Consider the following 17,760-nt stretch of genomic DNA (forward strand, 5'->3'; position numbering starts at 1 on the left):
CTTGCCTGCACACTCGCTGAAAATATTCTGTGAGACATCCTCGGCACGGTCAGGCTGCCAGGTGATAACCCCTTCCGGCCAGGCTGGCCTGGGCCGCGCGGGCCAGCGCACGCCGGTCGGCGCCCGGGTCCGGCCGCAGCGCCGGGGCCGCCGCCAGGGTCACCGTGAGGCCCCGGGTCCGGGCGATCCGCAGAATCGACTCACCGAGGGTGTCCTCGCCGACGAACGCCGCCTCGGTCGAGTCGTAGCCGACCGAGATCGGCACCACCGGCGCGCCGGCATCGATCGCCGCTTGGAAGAGCGCCGACCGGAAACGCCCGCTCTCGGGGCCGCAGTAGGTCGTACCCTCCGGAAAAACGACGACCGAACGCCCGGCCCGCAGCGCGCCGGCGACCTCGGCCACCGTCTGCGGCAGCGCTCTCGGCCGCGTGCGGTCGATGAAGATCGTGCCGGCCCGCATCGCGGTGCCGCCGATCCCCGGCCAGGCCTGGACGTCGTGCTTGGCCACCATCCGCATCGGGCGGACCGCGGTCAGCGCGACGACGTCCAGCCAGGAGACGTGATTGGCGACGAGCAGGCTGCCCGGCCGCGGCTCGGCGCCGCGCCAGACCAGACGGACCCCCAGGACCGCGAGGATCCCCCGGGACAGCGCCCGCAGCGCGGCACTGCTCACCATCACCATCAGGACACCACCGAGGAGTACGACGGCAAGCGCCGCCACCCGCACCACGACGCCCACCGGGCCGCGCCGCCCGGTGGCCCGGCCACGGCACCGGTCACCGCACCCCGAGGCGGGCTGCCACAGGGTGCCGGCGGTCGTGACGGGCGCGGTCACCGGGACGCGCCGAGGAAGTGCCGGCGGTACCGCGGGTCCAGCCGGTCCATCGAGAAGAGCACGTAGAAGTCGGCGCAGTCGAAGTCCGCGTCGTAGGCCGGCTCGCCGCACACCCAGCTGCCGAGCCGCAGGTAGCCGCGGAGCAGCGCGGGCGGCGCCGCCTTGGGGTCGGCCTCGACGCCCGCCGGCGGCGTCCACGGGTTGCGGGGCCGGACCCGCAGCGCGGGCGGCGAGAGGTGCTTGGCGTTGACCCGGGCCCGCACCCCGGCGGCCAGCTGCCCGCCGTCGCCGAGCGGCACCGAGGCGCAGCCGCCGAGCCAGCGCAGGTTGTTGAGGTGCAGGTACCGGGCGATGCCGGCCCACATCAGGTTGACCACGGCGCCGGAGCGGTGGTCCGGGTGCACGCAGGAGCGGCCGATCTCGACCAGGTGGTCGCGCAGCGGGCGCAGCGCGCTCAGGTCGAACTCGGAGTCCGCGTACCGGCGCCCGGCCAGCTCCGCGGCGCGCGGCGGCAGCATCCGGTAGGTGCCGACCACCTCGCCGGTCGCGTCGTCGCGCACGATCAGGTGGTCGCAGTAGGCGTCGAACTCGTCCGCGTCGATGCCCTCGGCGGTGGAGGTGAGCCGGGCGCCGAGCTCCCCGGCGAAGACGTCGTGGCGCAGGCGCTGCGCGGCCTCGACCAGACCGGGGTCGTCGGCGAGGAGAAGCGAGTAGCCGCTGGTCCCGGTGGGTGCGGCGGCCGTCATGAGAACTCCCATGTGATCTGTGTAAGGCTGATGTCTGCCGATGGCGTGTCGCCCCAGGTGGCGATGTGTGACCGGTGGATGAACTGCGTGTGCGAAGGTCGGGAGATGCAGATCCCGGCTCGTTTCAACGGCCCGCCCGGCTCCGGAAACGGGGGCTGGTGCTCGGGTGTCTTCGCCGCCGCCGCGGGCGCCCGGATCGGCGGGCCGCCGGTCCAGGTGACCCTGCGGGTGCCGCCTCCGCTCGACACCGCCCTGGAGTTCGCCGAGGGCTCGGTCCGGGCCGGTGACACCCTGGTCGCCGAGGTGGCGGAGGCGGTGGACGCGGGCGTGCCGGTGCCGCCGGTCCGGCTCGCCGACGCGGTCACCGCCTCGAAGGACTATCCCGGCTTCGCCGCCCATCCGTTTCCCGGCTGCTTCGTCTGCGGTCCGGACCGGGCACCCGGCGACGGCCTGCGGATCTTCCCCGGCCCGCTGCCCGGCGGCCGGACCGCGGCGCCGTGGACCGTGCCGGACGACGTCGTGGCGGAGACGATGTGGGCGGCGCTGGACTGCCCCGGCGGCTGGACGGCGATCGGCCCGGCCGGCCGGCCCTACGTGCTCGGCCGGATCGCCGCGGCTGTCACCGCGCTGCCCGCACCGGGCGACGAGTGCGTGATCGTCGGCGCGCTGGCGGAGACGAGCGGGCGCAAGGCCGTCGTGGACTCCTCGGTGTACGGGCCGGACGGCCGTCACCTGGCACAGGCTCGGGCCACCTGGCTCGCCCTCGTCCAGTAAGTTGATCGCTTCGAGCTGACGGGGAAGGAGCCGTGACGATGAGCCGGCCCAACTACGCGGAGATCAGCGTCGACCGCCTCACCAAGCACTACACCAAGGTGCGGGCGGTCGACGATCTCTCCTTCACGGTGCACGGCGGCCGGGTCACGGGCTTCCTGGGTCCCAACGGGGCCGGCAAGACCACCGCGCTGCGGATGATCCTGGGCCTGGTCACGCCCACCTCGGGCGCCGCCACCATCGGCGGGGTGCGTTATGTGGACATGCCCGACCCGATCCGGCAGGTCGGCGCGGTGCTGGAGGCGTCCAGCGCGCACCGCGGCCGCAGCGCCCGCAACCACCTGCGGATCATCTGCCGCGCGGCCGGCCTGCCCGACCAGCGCGCCGACGAGGTGCTCGCCATGGTCGGGCTGAACACGGTCGGGACCCGGAAGTTCAAGGGCTACTCGCTCGGCATGAAACAGCGGCTCGGGATCGCCGCGGCGATGCTCGGCGACCCGCGGGTGCTGATCCTGGACGAGCCCACCAACGGCCTCGACCCGGAGGGCATCCGGTGGATGCGTGACCTGCTCAAGGCGCTCGCCGCCGAGGGCCGTACGGTGCTCGTCTCCAGTCACCTGCTGGGCGAGATGCAGCAGCTCGCCGACGACGTGGTGATCATCGCGGCCGGCCGGCTGATCCGGCAGGGCCCGGTCGCCGAGGTGCTCGGCGCGACCGCCGGGGCAGCCCGGGTGCGGGTCCGTACACCGCAGGCGGAGCAGTTCGCCGCCGCCCTGCGGGACGCGCAGCTGGAGGTGGTGGCGTCGGCGGACGGCCTGCTCCAGGTCTCCGGCGCCGACGCGGCCCGGGTCGGGCACCTCGCCTTCACCGCCGGCGTGGAGCTGCACGAGCTGACCGGGGAGAGCACCGACCTGGAACGGGCCTTCCTCGACCTGACTGCCGGAAAGGCGGGGGCACGATGAACCTGGTCCGTGCCGAGCTGCTGAAACTGCGTACCACCTCGTTGTGGTGGATCTTCGCGATCACGCTGGTGCCGTTGTACGGGCTCGCGCTCGGCTACAACTGGCTGACCGCCACCGTGATCACCGAGATGAACGTGCCGGACGAGGGCGCGTTCGGGTTCATCAGCCTGGAGAACATCGTCAGCAACCTCTACACCAGCGGGCAGTTCGCCGGGGTGCTGCTGGTGCTGCTGCTCAGCGCGATCCTGGTGACCAACGAGTTCTTCCACCTCACCGCCACCGCCACGTTCCTCACCACCCCGCGCCGGGAGCTGGTGATCCTGGCCAAGATGGCGGTCGCGATGCTGATCGCGGTGACGGTCTGGGTGTTCACCACCGCGCTCAACCTGATCTTCGCGCCGGTGGCGCTCGCCTCGATGAACCAGGAGACGTATCTCGACGACTCGTTCGTCTGGTCGGCGATCTCGCTGAACCTGCTGGTCCACGTGCTCTGGGCGCTGGTCGGCATCGGCTGCGGCGTGCTGATCCGCAGCCAGATCGGCACGACCATCACCCTGACCGTGCTCTACGTCGTCGGCACCCAGATCTTCACCGCGGTCTTCGCGGTGCTGGCCAGCCAGGTCGACGAGGTCTTCATGAAACTGCGGGTGCTCGTCCCGACGCTCGCCTCGGACCTGCTGGTCTCCGGTCCGCAGGGTCCGGACGATCTGCCCCGCTGGGTCGGCGCCGTGGTGCTGCTCTCCTACGCCGTGGTGGCCGGGGTGCTCGGCACGCTCATCACCAAACGGCGGGACATCGCCTGACTCGTCGCGCCCCGCGATGTACTCTCGCGGGGCTCAGAGTCTGGGCAGGCTCCGGGGTCTGATTGGCCACAGAGCGGACGTCCGCACCGACAGCGCCTGTGCACGGCGTAGCCTGGACACCGAATCCTACCCGTCCCGCGTGACGGAGCAGTCACGCGATGACAAAAACGGTGAAAGAGGCGAACGCGGCAGTGTCGACGCAGCAGACTTCGCAGGACAATCCACTCGCGGACTTCGGTCCCAACGAGTGGATCGTCGATGAGATGTACCAGCGATACCTGGCCGATCCGACCAGTGTCGACCCTGCCTGGCACGATTTCTTCGCCGACTACAAGCCGGCGACGTCCCAGGGCCCGATCGTGACCCCGGACGAGGCCACCGCGGCCAACGCGACCGCGACCGCGGCCAAGGCCGGCACCGACGCCCCGGCCGCCGCCACGGTCGCCCCGCCCAAGCCGGTGACCCCGCCCGCTGCGAAGCCGGCCCCGGCCGCCGCTCCCGCCGCCCGGCCCGCGGCCAAGCCGGCCGCCGCCGAGGCCCCGACCGGCGCCAAGACCGTCACCCTGCGCGGCGTGGCCGGCAAGATCGTGCAGAACATGGAGGCCTCCCTCCAGGTTCCCACCGCTACGTCGGTGCGCGCGGTCCCGGCCAAGCTGATGGTCGACAACCGCATCGTCATCAACAACCACCTCTCCCGGGGCCGGGGCGGCAAGGTCAGCTTCACCCACCTGATCGGCTGGGCGCTGGTCCGTGCGGTCGTCGCGCACCCGGAGATGAACAACACCTACGCCGAGATCGACGGCAAGCCCACCCTGGTGCAGCCGGAGCACATCAACCTCGGCATCGCGATCGACCTGGTCAAGAAGGACGGCTCGCGCACCCTGGTGGTGCCGTCGGTGAAAAACTGCGAGACGCTCGACTTCCGCGGCTTCTGGCAGGCCTACGAGGACATCGTCCGGCGGGCCCGTCGCAACGAGCTGACCATGGAGGACTACTCCGGGACGACGATCTCGCTGACCAACCCCGGCGGCATCGGCACCGTCCACTCCATCCCCCGGCTGATGAGCGGGCAGAGCGCGATCATCGGCGTCGGCGCCATGGAGTACCCGGCGCCCTACTCCGGGATGAGCGACGAGACCCTCACCGAGCACGGCGTGAGCAAGGTCACCACGCTGACGAGCACCTACGACCACCGGGTCATCCAGGGCGCCCAGTCCGGCGAGTTCCTCAAGGTGATGCACGAGCTGCTGCTCGGCCAGCGCGGCTTCTACGACGAGATCTTCACGTCGCTGCGGATTCCGTACGAGCCGGTCCGCTGGGTGCGTGACGTGGCCCGGACCTCCGAGGGGCAGATCGACAAGGCCGCCCGGGTCATCGAGCTGATCCACGCGTACCGGGTGCGCGGCCACCTGATGGCCGACACCGACCCGCTCGAGTTCACCATCCGCAAGCACCCCGACCTGGATGTTCTCCAGCACGGGCTGACCCTGTGGGACCTGGACCGGACCTTCCCGGTCGGCGGCTTCGCCGGCAAGGAGAAGATGAAGCTCCGTGACGTGCTCGGCGTCCTGCGGGACAGCTACTGCCGCCGGATCGGCATCGAGTACATGCACATCCAGGACCCGGAGGAGCGCCGCTGGGTCCAGGAGCGCATCGAGGTCAAGTACGCCAAGCCGGACGCCGACGAGCAGAAGCACATCCTGCACCGGCTGAACGCGGGCGAGGCGTTCGAGACGTTCCTGCAGACCAAGTTCGTCGGGCAGAAGCGGTTCTCGCTGGAGGGTGGCGAGTCGCTGATCCCGCTGCTCGACGCGGTGCTCCAGTCCTCGGCCGAGGCGGGGCTGGACGAGATGGTGATCGGCATGGCCCACCGTGGCCGGCTGAACGTGCTCACCAACATCGTCGGCAAGCCGTACGAGAAGATCTTCAACGAGTTCGAGGGTCAGATGGACCCGAAGACCGCGCACGGGTCCGGCGACGTGAAGTACCACCTGGGCCAGACCGGGAAGTACACGACCCCGAACGGCGAGTTCTCCACCACCGTCAGCGTGGTCGCCAACCCGTCCCACCTGGAGGCCGTCGACCCGGTCCTGGAGGGCATCGTCCGCGCCAAGCAGGACCGTCTCGACCTGGGCCTGCACGGCTACACGGTGCTGCCGGTGCTGGTGCACGGCGACGCCGCGTTCGCCGGTCAGGGCGTGGTCGCCGAGACGCTGAACCTGTCGCAGCTGCGCGGTTACCGCACCGGTGGCACGGTCCACGTGATCGTGAACAACCAGGTCGGCTTCACCACCGCCCCGGAGTACAGCCGTTCCTCGATGTACTCGACCGACGTGGCCCGGATGGTCGAGGCGCCGATCTTCCACGTGAACGGTGACGACCCCGAGGCCGTGGTCCGGGTCGCGAAGCTGGCCTTCGAGTACCGGCAGGCGTTCAACAAGGACGTCGTGATCGACATGATCTGCTACCGCCGCCGCGGTCACAACGAGGGCGACGACCCGTCGATGACCAACCCGCGGATGTACCAGATCATCGACACCAAGCGCAGCGTGCGGAAGCTCTACACCGAGGAGCTGATCGGCCGCGGCGACATCACCGTGCAGGAGGCCGAGGAGCAGCTGCGCGACTACCAGGGCCGTCTCGAGGAGGTCTTCAAGGCCACCCGCGACGCCGCCGGTAGCCCGCCCCGGCCGCACATCATCGCCGAGGAGCCGGAGCCCCAGGTGGACTCGGCGATCGACCCGGCCACGGTCCGCGCGATCGGCCAGGCGCACGTCGAGCTGCCCGAGGGCTTCACCCCGCACAAGCGGGTCCAGCAGTTGCTCGACCGGCGGGCCAAGATGGCCACCGACGGCGGCATCGACTGGGGCTTCGGTGAGCTGATCGCGTTCGGCTCGCTGCTCGGCCAGGGTGTGACGGTCCGGCTGGCCGGTCAGGACTCGCGGCGTGGCACGTTCACCTCGCGGCACGCGGCCATCGTGGACTCGAAGACCGGCAAGGACTTCCTGCCGCTCAGCTCGCTGGCCACCGGCAGCGCCCGGTTCTTCGTGCACGACTCGCTGCTCAGCGAGTACGCGGCGATGGGCTTCGAGTACGGCTACTCGGTGGAGAACCCGGACGCGCTGGTCCTCTGGGAGGCTCAGTTCGGTGACTTCGTCAACGGCGCCCAGTCGATCGTGGACGAGTTCCTCTCCTCCGGCGAGGTGAAGTGGGGCCAGCAGTCCTCGCTGGTGCTGCTGCTGCCGCACGGCATGGAGGGCCAGGGCCCGGACCACTCGTCCGGCCGCCCGGAGCGGTTCCTCCAGCTCTGCGCGCAGGACAACATGCGGGTGGCCAACCCGACCACTCCGGCGAACTACTTCCACCTGCTGCGCCGCCAGGCCCTGTCCACCAAGCGCAAGCCGCTGGTGGTCATGTCGCCGAAGTCGCTGCTGCGCCACAAGCTGGCGACCTCCGCGGTGAACGACTTCACCCAGGGCGCCTTCCAGCCGGTGCTCGGCGACGCCGGGGTCAACGGCCAGCCGCTCGACGGCAACTCGGTGAAGCGGGTGCTGCTCTGCTCGGGCAAGGTCTACTACGACCTGTTCCAGGCGCGGGCCGACCGGGGCATCACCGACACGGCGATCATCCGGATGGAGCAGATCTACCCGCAGCCGGTCGGGGAGCTGAAGGCGGAGCTCGCGAAGTACCCGAACGCCGAGGACTTCGCGTGGGTCCAGGAGGAGCCGGCCAACCAGGGCGCCTGGTCGTTCGTGGCGCTCAACCTGCTGGAGCACCTGGAGAACGTCCGGCTGCGCCGGATCTCCCGGCCGGCTGCGGCCGCCCCGGCGGTCGGCTCGGCCAAGATGCACGACGCCGAGCAGGCCGCGCTGATCGAGGCCGCGCTGCCGCGTCCGTGACGCGCTGAGGCAGGAGGGCCGCTCCGGGTTTCCCGGGGCGGCCCTTTTACCATCCAGGCATGTACTTCACTGATCGTGGCATCGAGGAACTGGTCCAGCGGCGTGGCGAGGAGACCGTGACCCTGGAGTGGCTCGGCGAGCAGCTGCGCACCTTCGTCGACATGCACCCGGAGTTCGAGACGCCGATCGAGCGGCTCGCCACCTGGCTGGCCCGCGACGACGAGGACGACGAGTGATCCGGTGACCCGGGTCATCCGGTGATCGGGACTTTCGGCCCGGCCCGGCAGGTTCCGGGCCGGTAGGTTGAGGGCGTGGCACGCAGCGTGTACGTAGCGGGCTTGGGCCCGTCCGTCGGCAAGGGGACCGTGGCGCTCGGCATCGTCGAGCTGCTCTCCCGTCAGGTGGCGAAGGTGGCCGTCTTCCGGCCGCTGGTCTCCGCGAGTGGCAGGGATCCGCTGCTGGAGGTCCTGCGCTCGCGCTATCCCGGCCCGGTCGGTGTCGAGGACTCGTTCGGCGTCACCCTGGCCGAGGCCGGCGCCCTGGTCGCCGACGGCCGGCGGGAGGAGCTGATCGGCCGGATCGTCGAGCGTTACCGCGAGGTCGAGCGGCGCAGCAGCGCGGTCGTGGTGGTCGGCAGCGACTTCACCGACAAACCCGAGGAGGGCGGCGAGGAGCTGCCCCGGGAGCTGGCGTTCAACGCACGGCTGGCGACCGAGTTCGGCAGTGTCGTGGTGCCGGTGGTCAGTGGCGAGGGGCGCTCCGGGGATTCGCTGGCGGCGGCCACGCGTAGTGCGTACCACTCGCTCGTCGATCTGGGCGCGACGGTCGTCGCGGTGATCGCGAACCGGGTGCCGCAAGGGATCGCCGGTGGTGTTCAGGCCGGCCTGCCGGTCCCGTTCTGGGCCGTGCCGGAGGTCCCGGCGATCGCCGCGCCGACGGTGGGTGAGGTGGCGGCCGCGCTGGACGCGACGGTGATCGCCGGATCGGCCGGCGCGCTGGAGCGTGACGTGCTCGACTACGTCGTCGGCGCCGGGCATGTGCCGACCGTGCTGGGCGCACTGACCGACGGGGCGCTGCTGATCACCGCGGGCGACCGGGCCGACCTGCTGGTGGCCGCCAGCGCCGCGCACGCGGCCGGCAACGTGACGCTGGCCGGGCTGGTGCTGACGCTCGGGGAGCCGGCCGACGAGCGCGCGGTCCGGGTGATCGAGCGGCTCAACACCGGGCTGGCGATGCTGGTCACCAAGGCCGACAGCTATCACACGATCGCCGCCGCCGACCGGATCACGGCGCAGCTCAGCACCCCTCGCAAGATCGAGGCCGCGCTCGGCGCCTTCGAGGAGAACGTCGACACGGCCGAGTTGTCGGTGCTGCTCGACGTGGCCCGGTCCAGCCGGGTGACACCGCTGATGTTCGAGAACGATCTGATCGACAAGGCCCGCGCCGACCGCCGGCACCTGGTGCTGCCGGAGGGCACCGAGGAGCGGATCCTGCGGGCCACCGAGACGCTGCTGCGCCGCGGGGTGGCCGAGCTGACCCTGCTCGGCGACCCGTCCGAGATCAACCGGCGGGCCCGCGAGATCGGCGTGGAGATCGCCGGGGCGCACCTGGTGGACCCCGGTTCCAGCGAGTTGCGGGAGCGGTTCGCCGAGCGCTATGCGGAGATCCGCAGACACCGCGGGGTGACCCTCGATCTGGCGTACGACGTGGTCCGTGACGTCAACTACTTCGGCACCCTGATGGTCGCCGCGGGCCTGGCCGACGGCATGGTCTCCGGCGCCACCCACACCACAGCGGCCACCATCCGCCCGGCCTTCGAGATCATCAAGACGGTGCCCGGCCTGACCGTGGCGTCCAGTGTGTTCTTCATGCTGCTGGCCGACCGGGTGCTGGTCTACGGCGACTGCGCGGTGAACCCCGACCCGGACGCGGAACAGCTGGCCGACATCGCGCTCTCGTCGGCGCAGACGGCCGCGGCGTTCGGCATCGAGCCGCGGGTCGCGATGCTGTCCTACTCGACGGGCAGTTCCGGGGCGGGCGCCGATGTGGACAAGGTCGCCGCCGCCACCGCCCTGGTCCGGGAGCGCCGGCCGGATCTGCCGGTCGAGGGCCCGATCCAGTACGACGCGGCGGTCGACCCGGCCGTCGCCGCCGCGAAACTCCCGGGCAGCGCGGTCGCCGGCAAGGCCACCGTCTTCGTCTTCCCCGACCTGAACACCGGCAACAACACGTACAAGGCCGTCCAGCGGTCGGCGAACGCGGTGGCGGTCGGGCCGGTGATGCAGGGCCTGCGGGCGCCGGTCAACGACCTGTCCCGCGGCGCCACCGTGAAGGACATCGTGAACACGGTCGCCATCACAGCGATCCAGGCGGGAGCAAGATGAGCAGGGTACTTGTGCTGAACAGCGGCTCGTCGTCGCTGCGCTACCGGCTCTTCGACGGCTCGGAGGTGCTGGCCAAGGGCCTGATCCAGCGGATCGGCGAGGCCGGCGGCGACGCGCCCGACCACGGGGCGGCGCTGCAGCGGCTGATGGACGAACTGGACCTGTCCGGGCTGGCCGCGGTCGGGCACCGGGTGGTGCACGGCGGCGACCGGTTCACCGCGTCGACGGTGGTCGACGACGAGGTGCTGGCCACCATCGAGGAGCTGATCCCGCTCGCCCCGCTGCACAATCCGGCCGCTCTGACCGGGCTGCGGGTGGCTCGTAAGCTGCTGCCCGAGGTGCCGCAGGTGGCCGTCTTCGACACGGCGTTCCACTCGACGATCCCGCCGGAGGGCGCGCTCTGGGCGATCGACCGGGCGATCGCCGGGAAATGGGGGCTGCGGCGGTACGGGTTCCACGGGACCTCGCACGCGTACGTGTCCCGCGAGACCGCCCGGGTGCTCGGCCGGCCCGTCGGCGAGACCAACGTGATCACGCTGCACCTGGGCAACGGGGCGAGCGCGACGGCGGTTCGTGGCGGCCGCAGCGTGGCCACGTCGATGGGGATGACCCCGTTGCCGGGGCTCGTGATGGGCACCCGGTCGGGTGACGTCGACCCGAGCCTGATCTTCCATCTGCACCGGGTGGCCGGGATGCCTGTCGACGAGATCGAGGAGCTGCTGACCAGGCGTTCCGGGCTGCTGGGGCTGGCCGGCGACAACGATCTGCGCTCGGTGCAGGAGCGGTACGAGGCCGGCGACCCGGACGCGGCACTCGCCTTCGACGTCTATTGCCGGCGGCTCCGTGAGTACACCGGCGCCTACCTGGCGGTACTGGGCCGGGTGGACGCGATCACCTTCACCGGCGGGGTCGGCGAGAACTCACGGCCGGTCCGGGCGAACACGCTCGCCGGTCTGACGCCGCTCGGCATCACCGTCGACCCGGACCGCAACGAGCGCAACGCCACGGTCATCTCACCGGACGGGTCGCCGATCGCGGTGTGTGTGGTGCCGACCGAGGAGGAGCTGGAGATCGCCTCGGAGGCGCGGAAGGCGATCGGGTCAGCGGACTAGCAGGATCACGACCAGCACGATCACCACGACCGCGACGAGGCCGCCGATCACATACGGGATCTTGGAGGGCGTCTCCGCCTCCGGCCCCGTGCCGGTGAACGCCCGGAACGCCTCGGTGTTGCCACTGGGGTCGACCTGGTTATCTGACATGGGCAAGACCCTAGCCAACCGGTTCCAGATGCGCTAAGCGCGGCACCTGTTCGGCGGACCCCGTGTGATGTCGGCAACGCCCTCCTACCAGGGATTTCTGATCTTCGGACGGCACAATGGCCCGGGTGTTGCGCCGTTCCTTCCTCACCCTGTTCGCCGCCGCCGGGCTGAGCGCGTGCTCGTCGGCGCCCGCGCCGTCGCCGGCGGCGTCAGCGCCCGCGTCGGACTTCAGCTTCAACCGCGGGGGCGACCGCTCCCTGCCGACAAAGGTCTGGCTGCCCGCCGGGAACGGCCCGCACCCGCTGATCTATTTCAGTCACGGGCTGACCTCGCAGCCTGACGACTACGCCGAACTCCTGGCCGCCTGGGCGGCGGCGGGTTTCCTGGTGGCCGGTCCGAAATATCCACATACCTGGTACGGGGCGCCTGAATACGACGCGGACGACGTGGTGAACCAGCCCGCCGACGCGCAATACGTGATCACCGAGCTGCTCAAGTCGCTCGGCGGCCGGGTCGACCCACAACGGATCGCCGCGGCCGGGCACTCAGCCGGCGCGATCACCACGGTCGGGCTGTTCAGCGGCAGCCGGGACGACCGTCTCAAGGCGGGGCTGATGATCGCCGGGCGGCAGATGCCACAGCCGGCCCCGTTCAGCGGCCCGGCCGCACCGGTGCTGTTCGTCCAAGGCGGCGAGGACGAGACGGTCACCTCCGCGGAGGCGTGGGGAGCGTACAACGAGGTGCCCTGGCCCAAAGGGTTCCTGGACATCCCGAAGGCCGGGCACCTGCCGCACCGCGACGAGCCGGCCCTGGTCGCCGCCACCACCACGGACTTCTGGCGCTGGACCCTGAACGGTGATCAGGCCGCCCGGCAGCGACTGCCACAGGACGGCCTGACCAGCACCTTCTAGGGCTCCACCACGATCATGCCTCGCTAGGGCTCCAACGATCGCCTCGCTCGGGGCTCCAACGAGCATGCCTCGCTAGGGCTCCACCACGATCTTGCCGAAGATGTCGCCGCCGGCCAGCCGCGCGAACGCCCGGTCCGCCTCGGCCAGCCGGTAGGTCGAGTCGATCACCGGGCGCGCCTTGCCGGACGCCACCAGCTCCAGCAGGGCGGCCAGCTCGTCCGGGGTGCCCATGCTGCTGCCCAGGATCTCCAGCTGCATGGCGAACACCCGGCGCAGGTCGATCTCGGCCCGATGACCGGCCGTCGCGCCACACACCACGATCCGGGCGCCCGGGGCCGAACACTTCATCGAATGGTCGAAGGTGGCCGCCCCGACCGACTCGATCACCAGGTCGACCCGCTCCGGCAGCCGTGCGCCCGGTTCCACCGCGGTCGCTCCGAGCTCGGCGATCCGCTCCCGCTTTCCAGGGTCGCGGCTGGTCGCGTACACCCTCTTGCCCAAGCCGGCGGCGAGCGCGACCGCCGCGGTGGCGACCCCGCCGCCGGCGCCCTGGACCAGGACCGCGCCGGCCTCGCTGACCCGGCCGCGGGTGACCAGCATGTGGTAGGCGGTGAGCCAGGCCGTCGGCAGGCAGGCCGCCTCGGCGAAGGACACCCCGGCCGGCTTGGGGATCAGGTTCTCCCGGGGCGCGGCCAGGCGCTCGGCGAGCGTGCCCGGGTGGCGCTCGGAGAAGAGCGAGAAGCCCCGTGGATCGGCCTTGTCCTCGACCACCGGGTAGACGACCACCTCGTTGCCGTCCGGGTCCACGCCGGCGGCGTCGCAGCCGAGGATCATCGGCAGACGGTCGGCGGGCAGGCCGACGCCGCGCAGGGACCAGATGTCGTGGTGGTTCAGGGAGGCGGCCCGCACGTCGACGGGCACCCATCCGTCCGGGACGGCGAGCGGCAGCTCGCCCAGGGTCAGGCCGCTGAGCGGCTCCTCCGGGTTGAGGGCGGAAGCATAGGCAGCGCGCATCTCCCGACCTTAGCGACCGTTAACGCGTCACGCCGCCTCACCGGTCGGGCGAGGCGGCGTGACGAGTGTCGATCTGTCAGGCGCGCTGGGTCCCGACCGCCGGAGCTGTCGGCGCCGCGGGGGCGACCGCCCGCCGCGCCACCCCGTCCTCGATGGCCGCGGCCGCAACCGCCGCCGCAACCGCCGGAGCGACCCGCGGGTCCAGCGGCGACGGCACGATCGCATCGGCCCGGAGCTCGTCGGCGACGATCGCGGCGATCGCGTCGGCCGCCGCCACCTTCATCCGGTCGGTGATCGTGCTGGCCCGGACGTCGAGCGCCCCCCGGAAGATCCCCGGGAACGCCAGAACGTTGTTGATCTGGTTGGGGAAGTCGCTGCGCCCGGTCGCGACGATCGCCGCGTACTTGTGCGCGACCGTCGGGTGGACCTCCGGCGTCGGGTTGGCCAGCGCGAAGATGATCGCGCCGGGCGCCATGCCGGTCAGCGCCTCCTCCGGGATGTTGCCGCCGGAGACACCGACGAGCACGTCGGCGCCGATCAGCGCCTCGGCGATGCCACCGGCCCGCCCGGAGACGTTCGTGGCGGCGGCGATCTCCGCCTTCATGCCGCTGAGGTCGCCGCGCTCGGCGTGGATGATGCCGCGCGAGTCGACGACGATCATGTTGGCGCCCTCGACACCCGCCGCGATCAGGGTGTTCGTGATCGCGACACCTGCCGCGCCGGCCCCGCTGATGACCACGCGCAGGTCGCCGAACGAGCGGCCGAGCAGCTTGGCGGCGTTACGCAGGGCGGCCAGCGTGACGACCGCGGTGCCGTGCTGGTCGTCGTGGAAGACCGGGATGTCCAGCTCGGCGTCCAGCCGGCGCTCGATCTCGAAACAGCGCGGCGCGCTGATGTCCTCGAGGTTGATGCCGCCGAACGACGGGGCCATCGCCTTGACCGTCGCGATGATCCCCTCGACGTCCTGGGTGTCCAGCACGATCGGGATCGAGTCGACGCCGCCGAACTGCTTGAACAGGACCGACTTGCCCTCCATGACCGGCATGGCGGCCTTCGGGCCGATGTTGCCGAGCCCGAGGACGGCGGATCCGTCGGTGACCACGGCGACCGTGTTCGACGTCCAGGTGTAGTCGGGGTAGAGCCCCTCGTCCTCGGCGATCGCCTCACAGACCCGGGCGACCCCGGGGGTGTACGCCAGCGACAGGTCGTCGCGGCTGGCCAGCGGGACGGTCGCGCTCATCGTCATCTTGCCCCGGCGGTGCAGGTCGAAGACGGGATCGGCGGCCAGGGCGGGATCGAGTTCGAAACTGAAGAAAGACACGGTGAAACTCCACACTGCATCGACATTGATACGTGGCACCTGCTGAAATCCCGGTCGCGAGTATGCGCCGGAACCACGGTGCGATGCGGGGATCACCCGGTACAACCACCTCCAGCGCGGGTGTGCGCTGGGGATCAGAGGACACTAACGTAACCGGAACGGTCTCGGGTAGTAGCGAAATATCACACGCCCGATGACATCGGCGACGCCGTGAGCACGTGAATCGTCCTCAACGAATTCGTTGTCGCCCAGCAGCCACCACCCTCCGTCACGCTCCGCGGCCGCCCGCTTGACCACCAGCAGGCCCGGCCGCGACCGGAACTCGGCCACGACGACGTCACCGGGCCGCACCCGGCCGCCGCGCCGGACGATCAGAGCGTCCCCGGCACGCAGCGTGGGGACCATCGAAGGTCCCCGGACGAGTACGGCGAACAGTGGTAATTGCCACCGCACGGCATCAAGCCTCCGTCGCGTTACCTCAAGGGCGTAAGGGGTAGTGTCAACCTCGGATCATCGCAAACTCTATGGAGGAGTCCTGATGCGACTTCCGCGTTTCCTCACCCCGCGCACCGTGGTCAGCGCCCACTGCGACCTGCCGTGCGGTGTGTATGACCCGGCCCAGGCCCGGATCGAGGCCGAGTCCGTCAAGGCGATCGCCGAGAAGTACCAGGCGAACACCGACCCCGAGTTCCGCACCCGGGCCATCCTCATCAAGGAGCAGCGGGCCGAGCTGGTCAAGCACCACCTGTGGGTGCTGTGGACCGACTACTTCAAGGCCCCGCACTTCGAGAAGTACCCGCACCTGCACCAGCTCTTCAACGAGGCCACCAAGCTCGCCGGCGCCGCGGGCGCCAAGGGCCAGGTCGACCCGGCCGTCGCCGACCAGCTGCTCGGCAAGATCGAGGAGATCTCCAAGATCTTCTGGGAGACCAAGCAGGCCTGACCGCTCCTTACCGAGCGCACGCGCTGTCGACGGCGCGACCGGGCGGATCATCCGGTCGCGCCGTTCAGCCGCTAGAGTCTCTCCATCGGGAGGAGGGCACGGGTGATCCAGTTGACGGACTTGGAGCCGGATGTCGGAGACGACGTCGTACTGCTGACGGTGCCCGCCGACGGTGGCTACCTGGGCGTCCTCCGGACCGCCACCGCGGGCCTGGCCGCCCGCCTGCACTTCGCCCTCGACGAGATCGAGGACCTGCGCATCGCCGTCGACGAGGCCTGCGCCATGCTGCTGGCCATCGCCACCCGCAACGCGGAGCTCGAGTGCCGCTTCGCCGTGACCGACGACGCCCTCACCGTCGAGGTGACAGTGGCCACGGTCCGCGGGGCGCGCCTGCCGTCGGAGTCATCGTTCGCTTGGAAGGTCCTGACGGCCCTGACCACATCGGCCGCCGCCGAGGCGAACGGCCGCCACGCCACGATCCGCCTGCTGACCCGCCGCACCGAATTCTGACCCGCGGCCGGGTCCGCTCTCGGTTCGAGACCTTTCCAAACCCTCCGCGGGTACGCTCTCCGCCGCCCCAACCACACCAGCCCAGCCCCGCGACATCCCCACTCACACCCAGCTCAGCGGCCTCGCGCGCTCACCTCCACTCACACCCACCGCAGATCTCCCCACCCCACCCACGCGCGGCGATCTTGCACGGTTTTCGCTCTCGCGGCGATCTTGCACGGTTTTCCGCGTTCGCAGCGATCTTGCACGGTTTTCCGGGCTCGCGGCGATCTTGCACGGTTTTCCGGGCTCGCGGCGATCTTGCAAGATTTATCCCGTCCCGTGGTGAATTACCTTGCAAGAACAACTTCCCCGCGCGGATCTTGCAGCCTTCTCCCGCCCAGGACGTGAATTAGCCAGCAAGATCGGCCCGAGGGTGCACATTCGTGCAAGATCCCGCAGCACGGAATCACCCGACAGCGATCCGAATCGGACAGCCCCCAGCATGCCGCGGACCCACGAATCGGCTGGCGAACCCCGGATCCGCCAATCGGCCGAGCGAGCCGCGAATCCACCAACCGGCCGGACGAACCACGGCCCCGCAAATCGGCCGGCGAGCCGCGGACACGTCGAACCACTCGCCGGACCGCCGACGCAACGGATCGCCCCCGCAACCGCGGACACGACCGAGCGCTCAGCGGACCGTGGACGCGATGTAGTCCAGGTGCGCCGACGCCGCTCGCGTCGCCCCCTCGGCGTCCCCGGCAGCGATGCGCTCGACCAGACTCCGATGATCACTGTCGATCTGCGCCCAGTACCCGTCGGGAAGCGACCCGATCACCTCTTCCCCGTAGGTCGCCTGATAGAGGGGCCGCCCGACCAGCTCGAACAACGGATTCCCAGTGGCTTTGGCGATCGCCCGGTGAAAGGACGAATGCGCAGCCAACATGGTGTCGAAGTCGTCGATGTCAGGATCGAACAGGGCGCCACGGAGTTCACCGAGATGCGCTTCCTCCCGGCGAACCGCAGCGAGTCCCGCGGCCGGGACCTCAAGGGCCCGCCGGAGCTCCAGCAGGTCGGCGAGACCGACCGCAGCCGAGTGGCTGAGCAGCGCGAACCCGGTGGACAGCCCGTCCGCGAGCTGTTCCGCGTCGGGGTGCGCGACGAAGCTCCCACCGGTGACTCCACGGGTGGTGACGATGAGATGCTGGCTGGCGAGCAGCCGTAACGCTTCCCGGACTGTGCTGCGGCTGACGCCGATCTTCACGCACAGTTCGGGTTCGGGCGGAAGTCGCTCGCCTGGTTGCAGGCGCCCGGACGTGATCTCCGCCCGCAACTCGTCCGCTAGCTGCTGGTAGGCGGGTGGGCGCACCGTTGAACCGGTCACCCGTCCAGGTTAGGCCCTGATCCGCTTCCGGAG

At 70.6% G+C, this 17,760-nt stretch carries 17 protein-coding genes; 10 read left to right on the plus strand and 7 right to left on the minus strand.

The window, feature by feature from the left end; genetic code table 11:
• Window positions 1-49: 49 nt before the first annotated feature.
• Together AB0E94_RS40455 and AB0E94_RS40460 are read right to left on the minus strand one after the other, a co-directional pair.
• Complete coding sequence (locus tag AB0E94_RS40455; RefSeq protein WP_360337534.1) at window positions 50-835, minus strand: lysophospholipid acyltransferase family protein; 786 nt, start codon at window positions 833-835, stop codon at window positions 50-52.
• Window positions 832-1,593 (minus strand): GNAT family N-acyltransferase, encoded by a 762-nt coding sequence (locus AB0E94_RS40460; protein ID WP_360337537.1) that lies wholly within the window; start codon window positions 1,591-1,593, stop codon window positions 832-834. The genes AB0E94_RS40455 and AB0E94_RS40460 overlap by 4 nt, the downstream gene beginning before the upstream one ends.
• A 93-nt stretch (window positions 1,594-1,686) precedes the next feature.
• Here AB0E94_RS40460 and AB0E94_RS40465 point away from each other — a divergent pair, with 93 nt between their 5' ends.
• The 7 genes from AB0E94_RS40465 to AB0E94_RS40495 all read left to right on the plus strand — a co-directional run bounded on the left by AB0E94_RS40465 (window position 1,687) and on the right by AB0E94_RS40495 (window position 11,512).
• Complete coding sequence (locus AB0E94_RS40465) at window positions 1,687-2,355, plus strand: hypothetical protein (protein ID WP_360337540.1); 669 nt, start codon at window positions 1,687-1,689, stop codon at window positions 2,353-2,355.
• 38 nt (window positions 2,356-2,393) lie between these two features.
• Window positions 2,394-3,314, plus strand: coding sequence for an ABC transporter ATP-binding protein (locus AB0E94_RS40470; protein WP_360337543.1), 921 nt, complete (start codon window positions 2,394-2,396; stop codon window positions 3,312-3,314).
• On the plus strand, window positions 3,311-4,117 hold the full coding sequence (locus tag AB0E94_RS40475; RefSeq protein WP_360337546.1) for an ABC transporter permease: 807 nt from the start codon (window positions 3,311-3,313) through the stop codon (window positions 4,115-4,117). The genes AB0E94_RS40470 and AB0E94_RS40475 overlap by 4 nt, the downstream gene beginning before the upstream one ends.
• Window positions 4,118-4,308: 191 nt before the next feature.
• A complete protein-coding gene (locus AB0E94_RS40480) occupies window positions 4,309-8,016 on the plus strand; it encodes a multifunctional oxoglutarate decarboxylase/oxoglutarate dehydrogenase thiamine pyrophosphate-binding subunit/dihydrolipoyllysine-residue succinyltransferase subunit (RefSeq protein WP_360337659.1) in 3,708 nt (1,235 codons plus the stop codon).
• Window positions 8,017-8,075: 59 nt separating this feature from the next.
• Window positions 8,076-8,252 carry a DUF6104 family protein gene (locus AB0E94_RS40485; protein ID WP_092552910.1) on the plus strand — a complete coding sequence of 59 codons (177 nt, stop codon included), beginning with the start codon at window positions 8,076-8,078 and terminating at the stop codon, window positions 8,250-8,252.
• A gap of 75 nt (window positions 8,253-8,327) precedes the next feature.
• Window positions 8,328-10,400 (plus strand): phosphate acetyltransferase, encoded by a 2,073-nt coding sequence (gene pta, locus AB0E94_RS40490; protein ID WP_360337550.1) that lies wholly within the window; start codon window positions 8,328-8,330, stop codon window positions 10,398-10,400.
• A complete protein-coding gene (locus AB0E94_RS40495; RefSeq protein WP_360337553.1) occupies window positions 10,397-11,512 on the plus strand; it encodes an acetate kinase in 1,116 nt (371 codons plus the stop codon). Before pta ends, AB0E94_RS40495 begins: the two co-directional genes overlap by 4 nt.
• On the opposite strand, the gene AB0E94_RS40500 is transcribed toward AB0E94_RS40495, so the two are convergent.
• Window positions 11,501-11,662: a hypothetical protein gene (locus AB0E94_RS40500; protein WP_360337556.1), complete on the minus strand. Its 162-nt coding sequence runs from the start codon at window positions 11,660-11,662 to the stop codon at window positions 11,501-11,503. The two genes, AB0E94_RS40495 and AB0E94_RS40500, sit on opposite strands and share 12 nt — an antisense overlap.
• A 125-nt stretch (window positions 11,663-11,787) precedes the next feature.
• Between AB0E94_RS40500 and AB0E94_RS40505 the strand changes: the two genes are divergently transcribed.
• Window positions 11,788-12,573 carry a chlorophyllase gene (locus tag AB0E94_RS40505; protein ID WP_360337559.1) on the plus strand — a complete coding sequence of 262 codons (786 nt, stop codon included), beginning with the start codon at window positions 11,788-11,790 and terminating at the stop codon, window positions 12,571-12,573.
• A gap of 72 nt (window positions 12,574-12,645) precedes the next feature.
• Here the strand turns inward: AB0E94_RS40505 and AB0E94_RS40510 are convergent, their stop codons facing one another.
• From AB0E94_RS40510 to AB0E94_RS40520, 3 genes are all read right to left on the minus strand, one after another.
• On the minus strand, window positions 12,646-13,587 hold the full coding sequence (locus AB0E94_RS40510) for a zinc-binding dehydrogenase (RefSeq protein WP_360337562.1): 942 nt from the start codon (window positions 13,585-13,587) through the stop codon (window positions 12,646-12,648).
• Between the two features lie 76 nt (window positions 13,588-13,663).
• Complete coding sequence (locus AB0E94_RS40515) at window positions 13,664-14,833, minus strand: NADP-dependent malic enzyme (RefSeq protein WP_360337662.1); 1,170 nt, start codon at window positions 14,831-14,833, stop codon at window positions 13,664-13,666.
• A gap of 219 nt (window positions 14,834-15,052) precedes the next feature.
• Window positions 15,053-15,361, minus strand: coding sequence for a S24 family peptidase (locus AB0E94_RS40520; protein WP_360291363.1), 309 nt, complete (start codon window positions 15,359-15,361; stop codon window positions 15,053-15,055).
• 85 nt (window positions 15,362-15,446) lie between these two features.
• Here AB0E94_RS40520 and sodN point away from each other — a divergent pair, with 85 nt between their 5' ends.
• Together sodN and AB0E94_RS40530 are read left to right on the plus strand one after the other, a co-directional pair.
• Complete coding sequence (sodN, locus tag AB0E94_RS40525; protein ID WP_093619126.1) at window positions 15,447-15,851, plus strand: superoxide dismutase, Ni; 405 nt, start codon at window positions 15,447-15,449, stop codon at window positions 15,849-15,851.
• Window positions 15,852-15,953: 102 nt separating this feature from the next.
• On the plus strand, window positions 15,954-16,361 hold the full coding sequence (locus tag AB0E94_RS40530; protein ID WP_360337565.1) for an ATP-binding protein: 408 nt from the start codon (window positions 15,954-15,956) through the stop codon (window positions 16,359-16,361).
• A gap of 673 nt (window positions 16,362-17,034) precedes the next feature.
• On the opposite strand, the gene AB0E94_RS40535 is transcribed toward AB0E94_RS40530, so the two are convergent.
• On the minus strand, window positions 17,035-17,727 hold the full coding sequence (locus AB0E94_RS40535; protein WP_360337568.1) for a FadR/GntR family transcriptional regulator: 693 nt from the start codon (window positions 17,725-17,727) through the stop codon (window positions 17,035-17,037).
• Window positions 17,728-17,760 lie beyond the last annotated feature (33 nt).

The organism is Actinoplanes sp. NPDC026670, from assembly GCF_040638175.1.
In the GTDB taxonomy this organism is placed as follows: Bacteria; Actinomycetota; Actinomycetes; order Mycobacteriales; family Micromonosporaceae; genus Actinoplanes.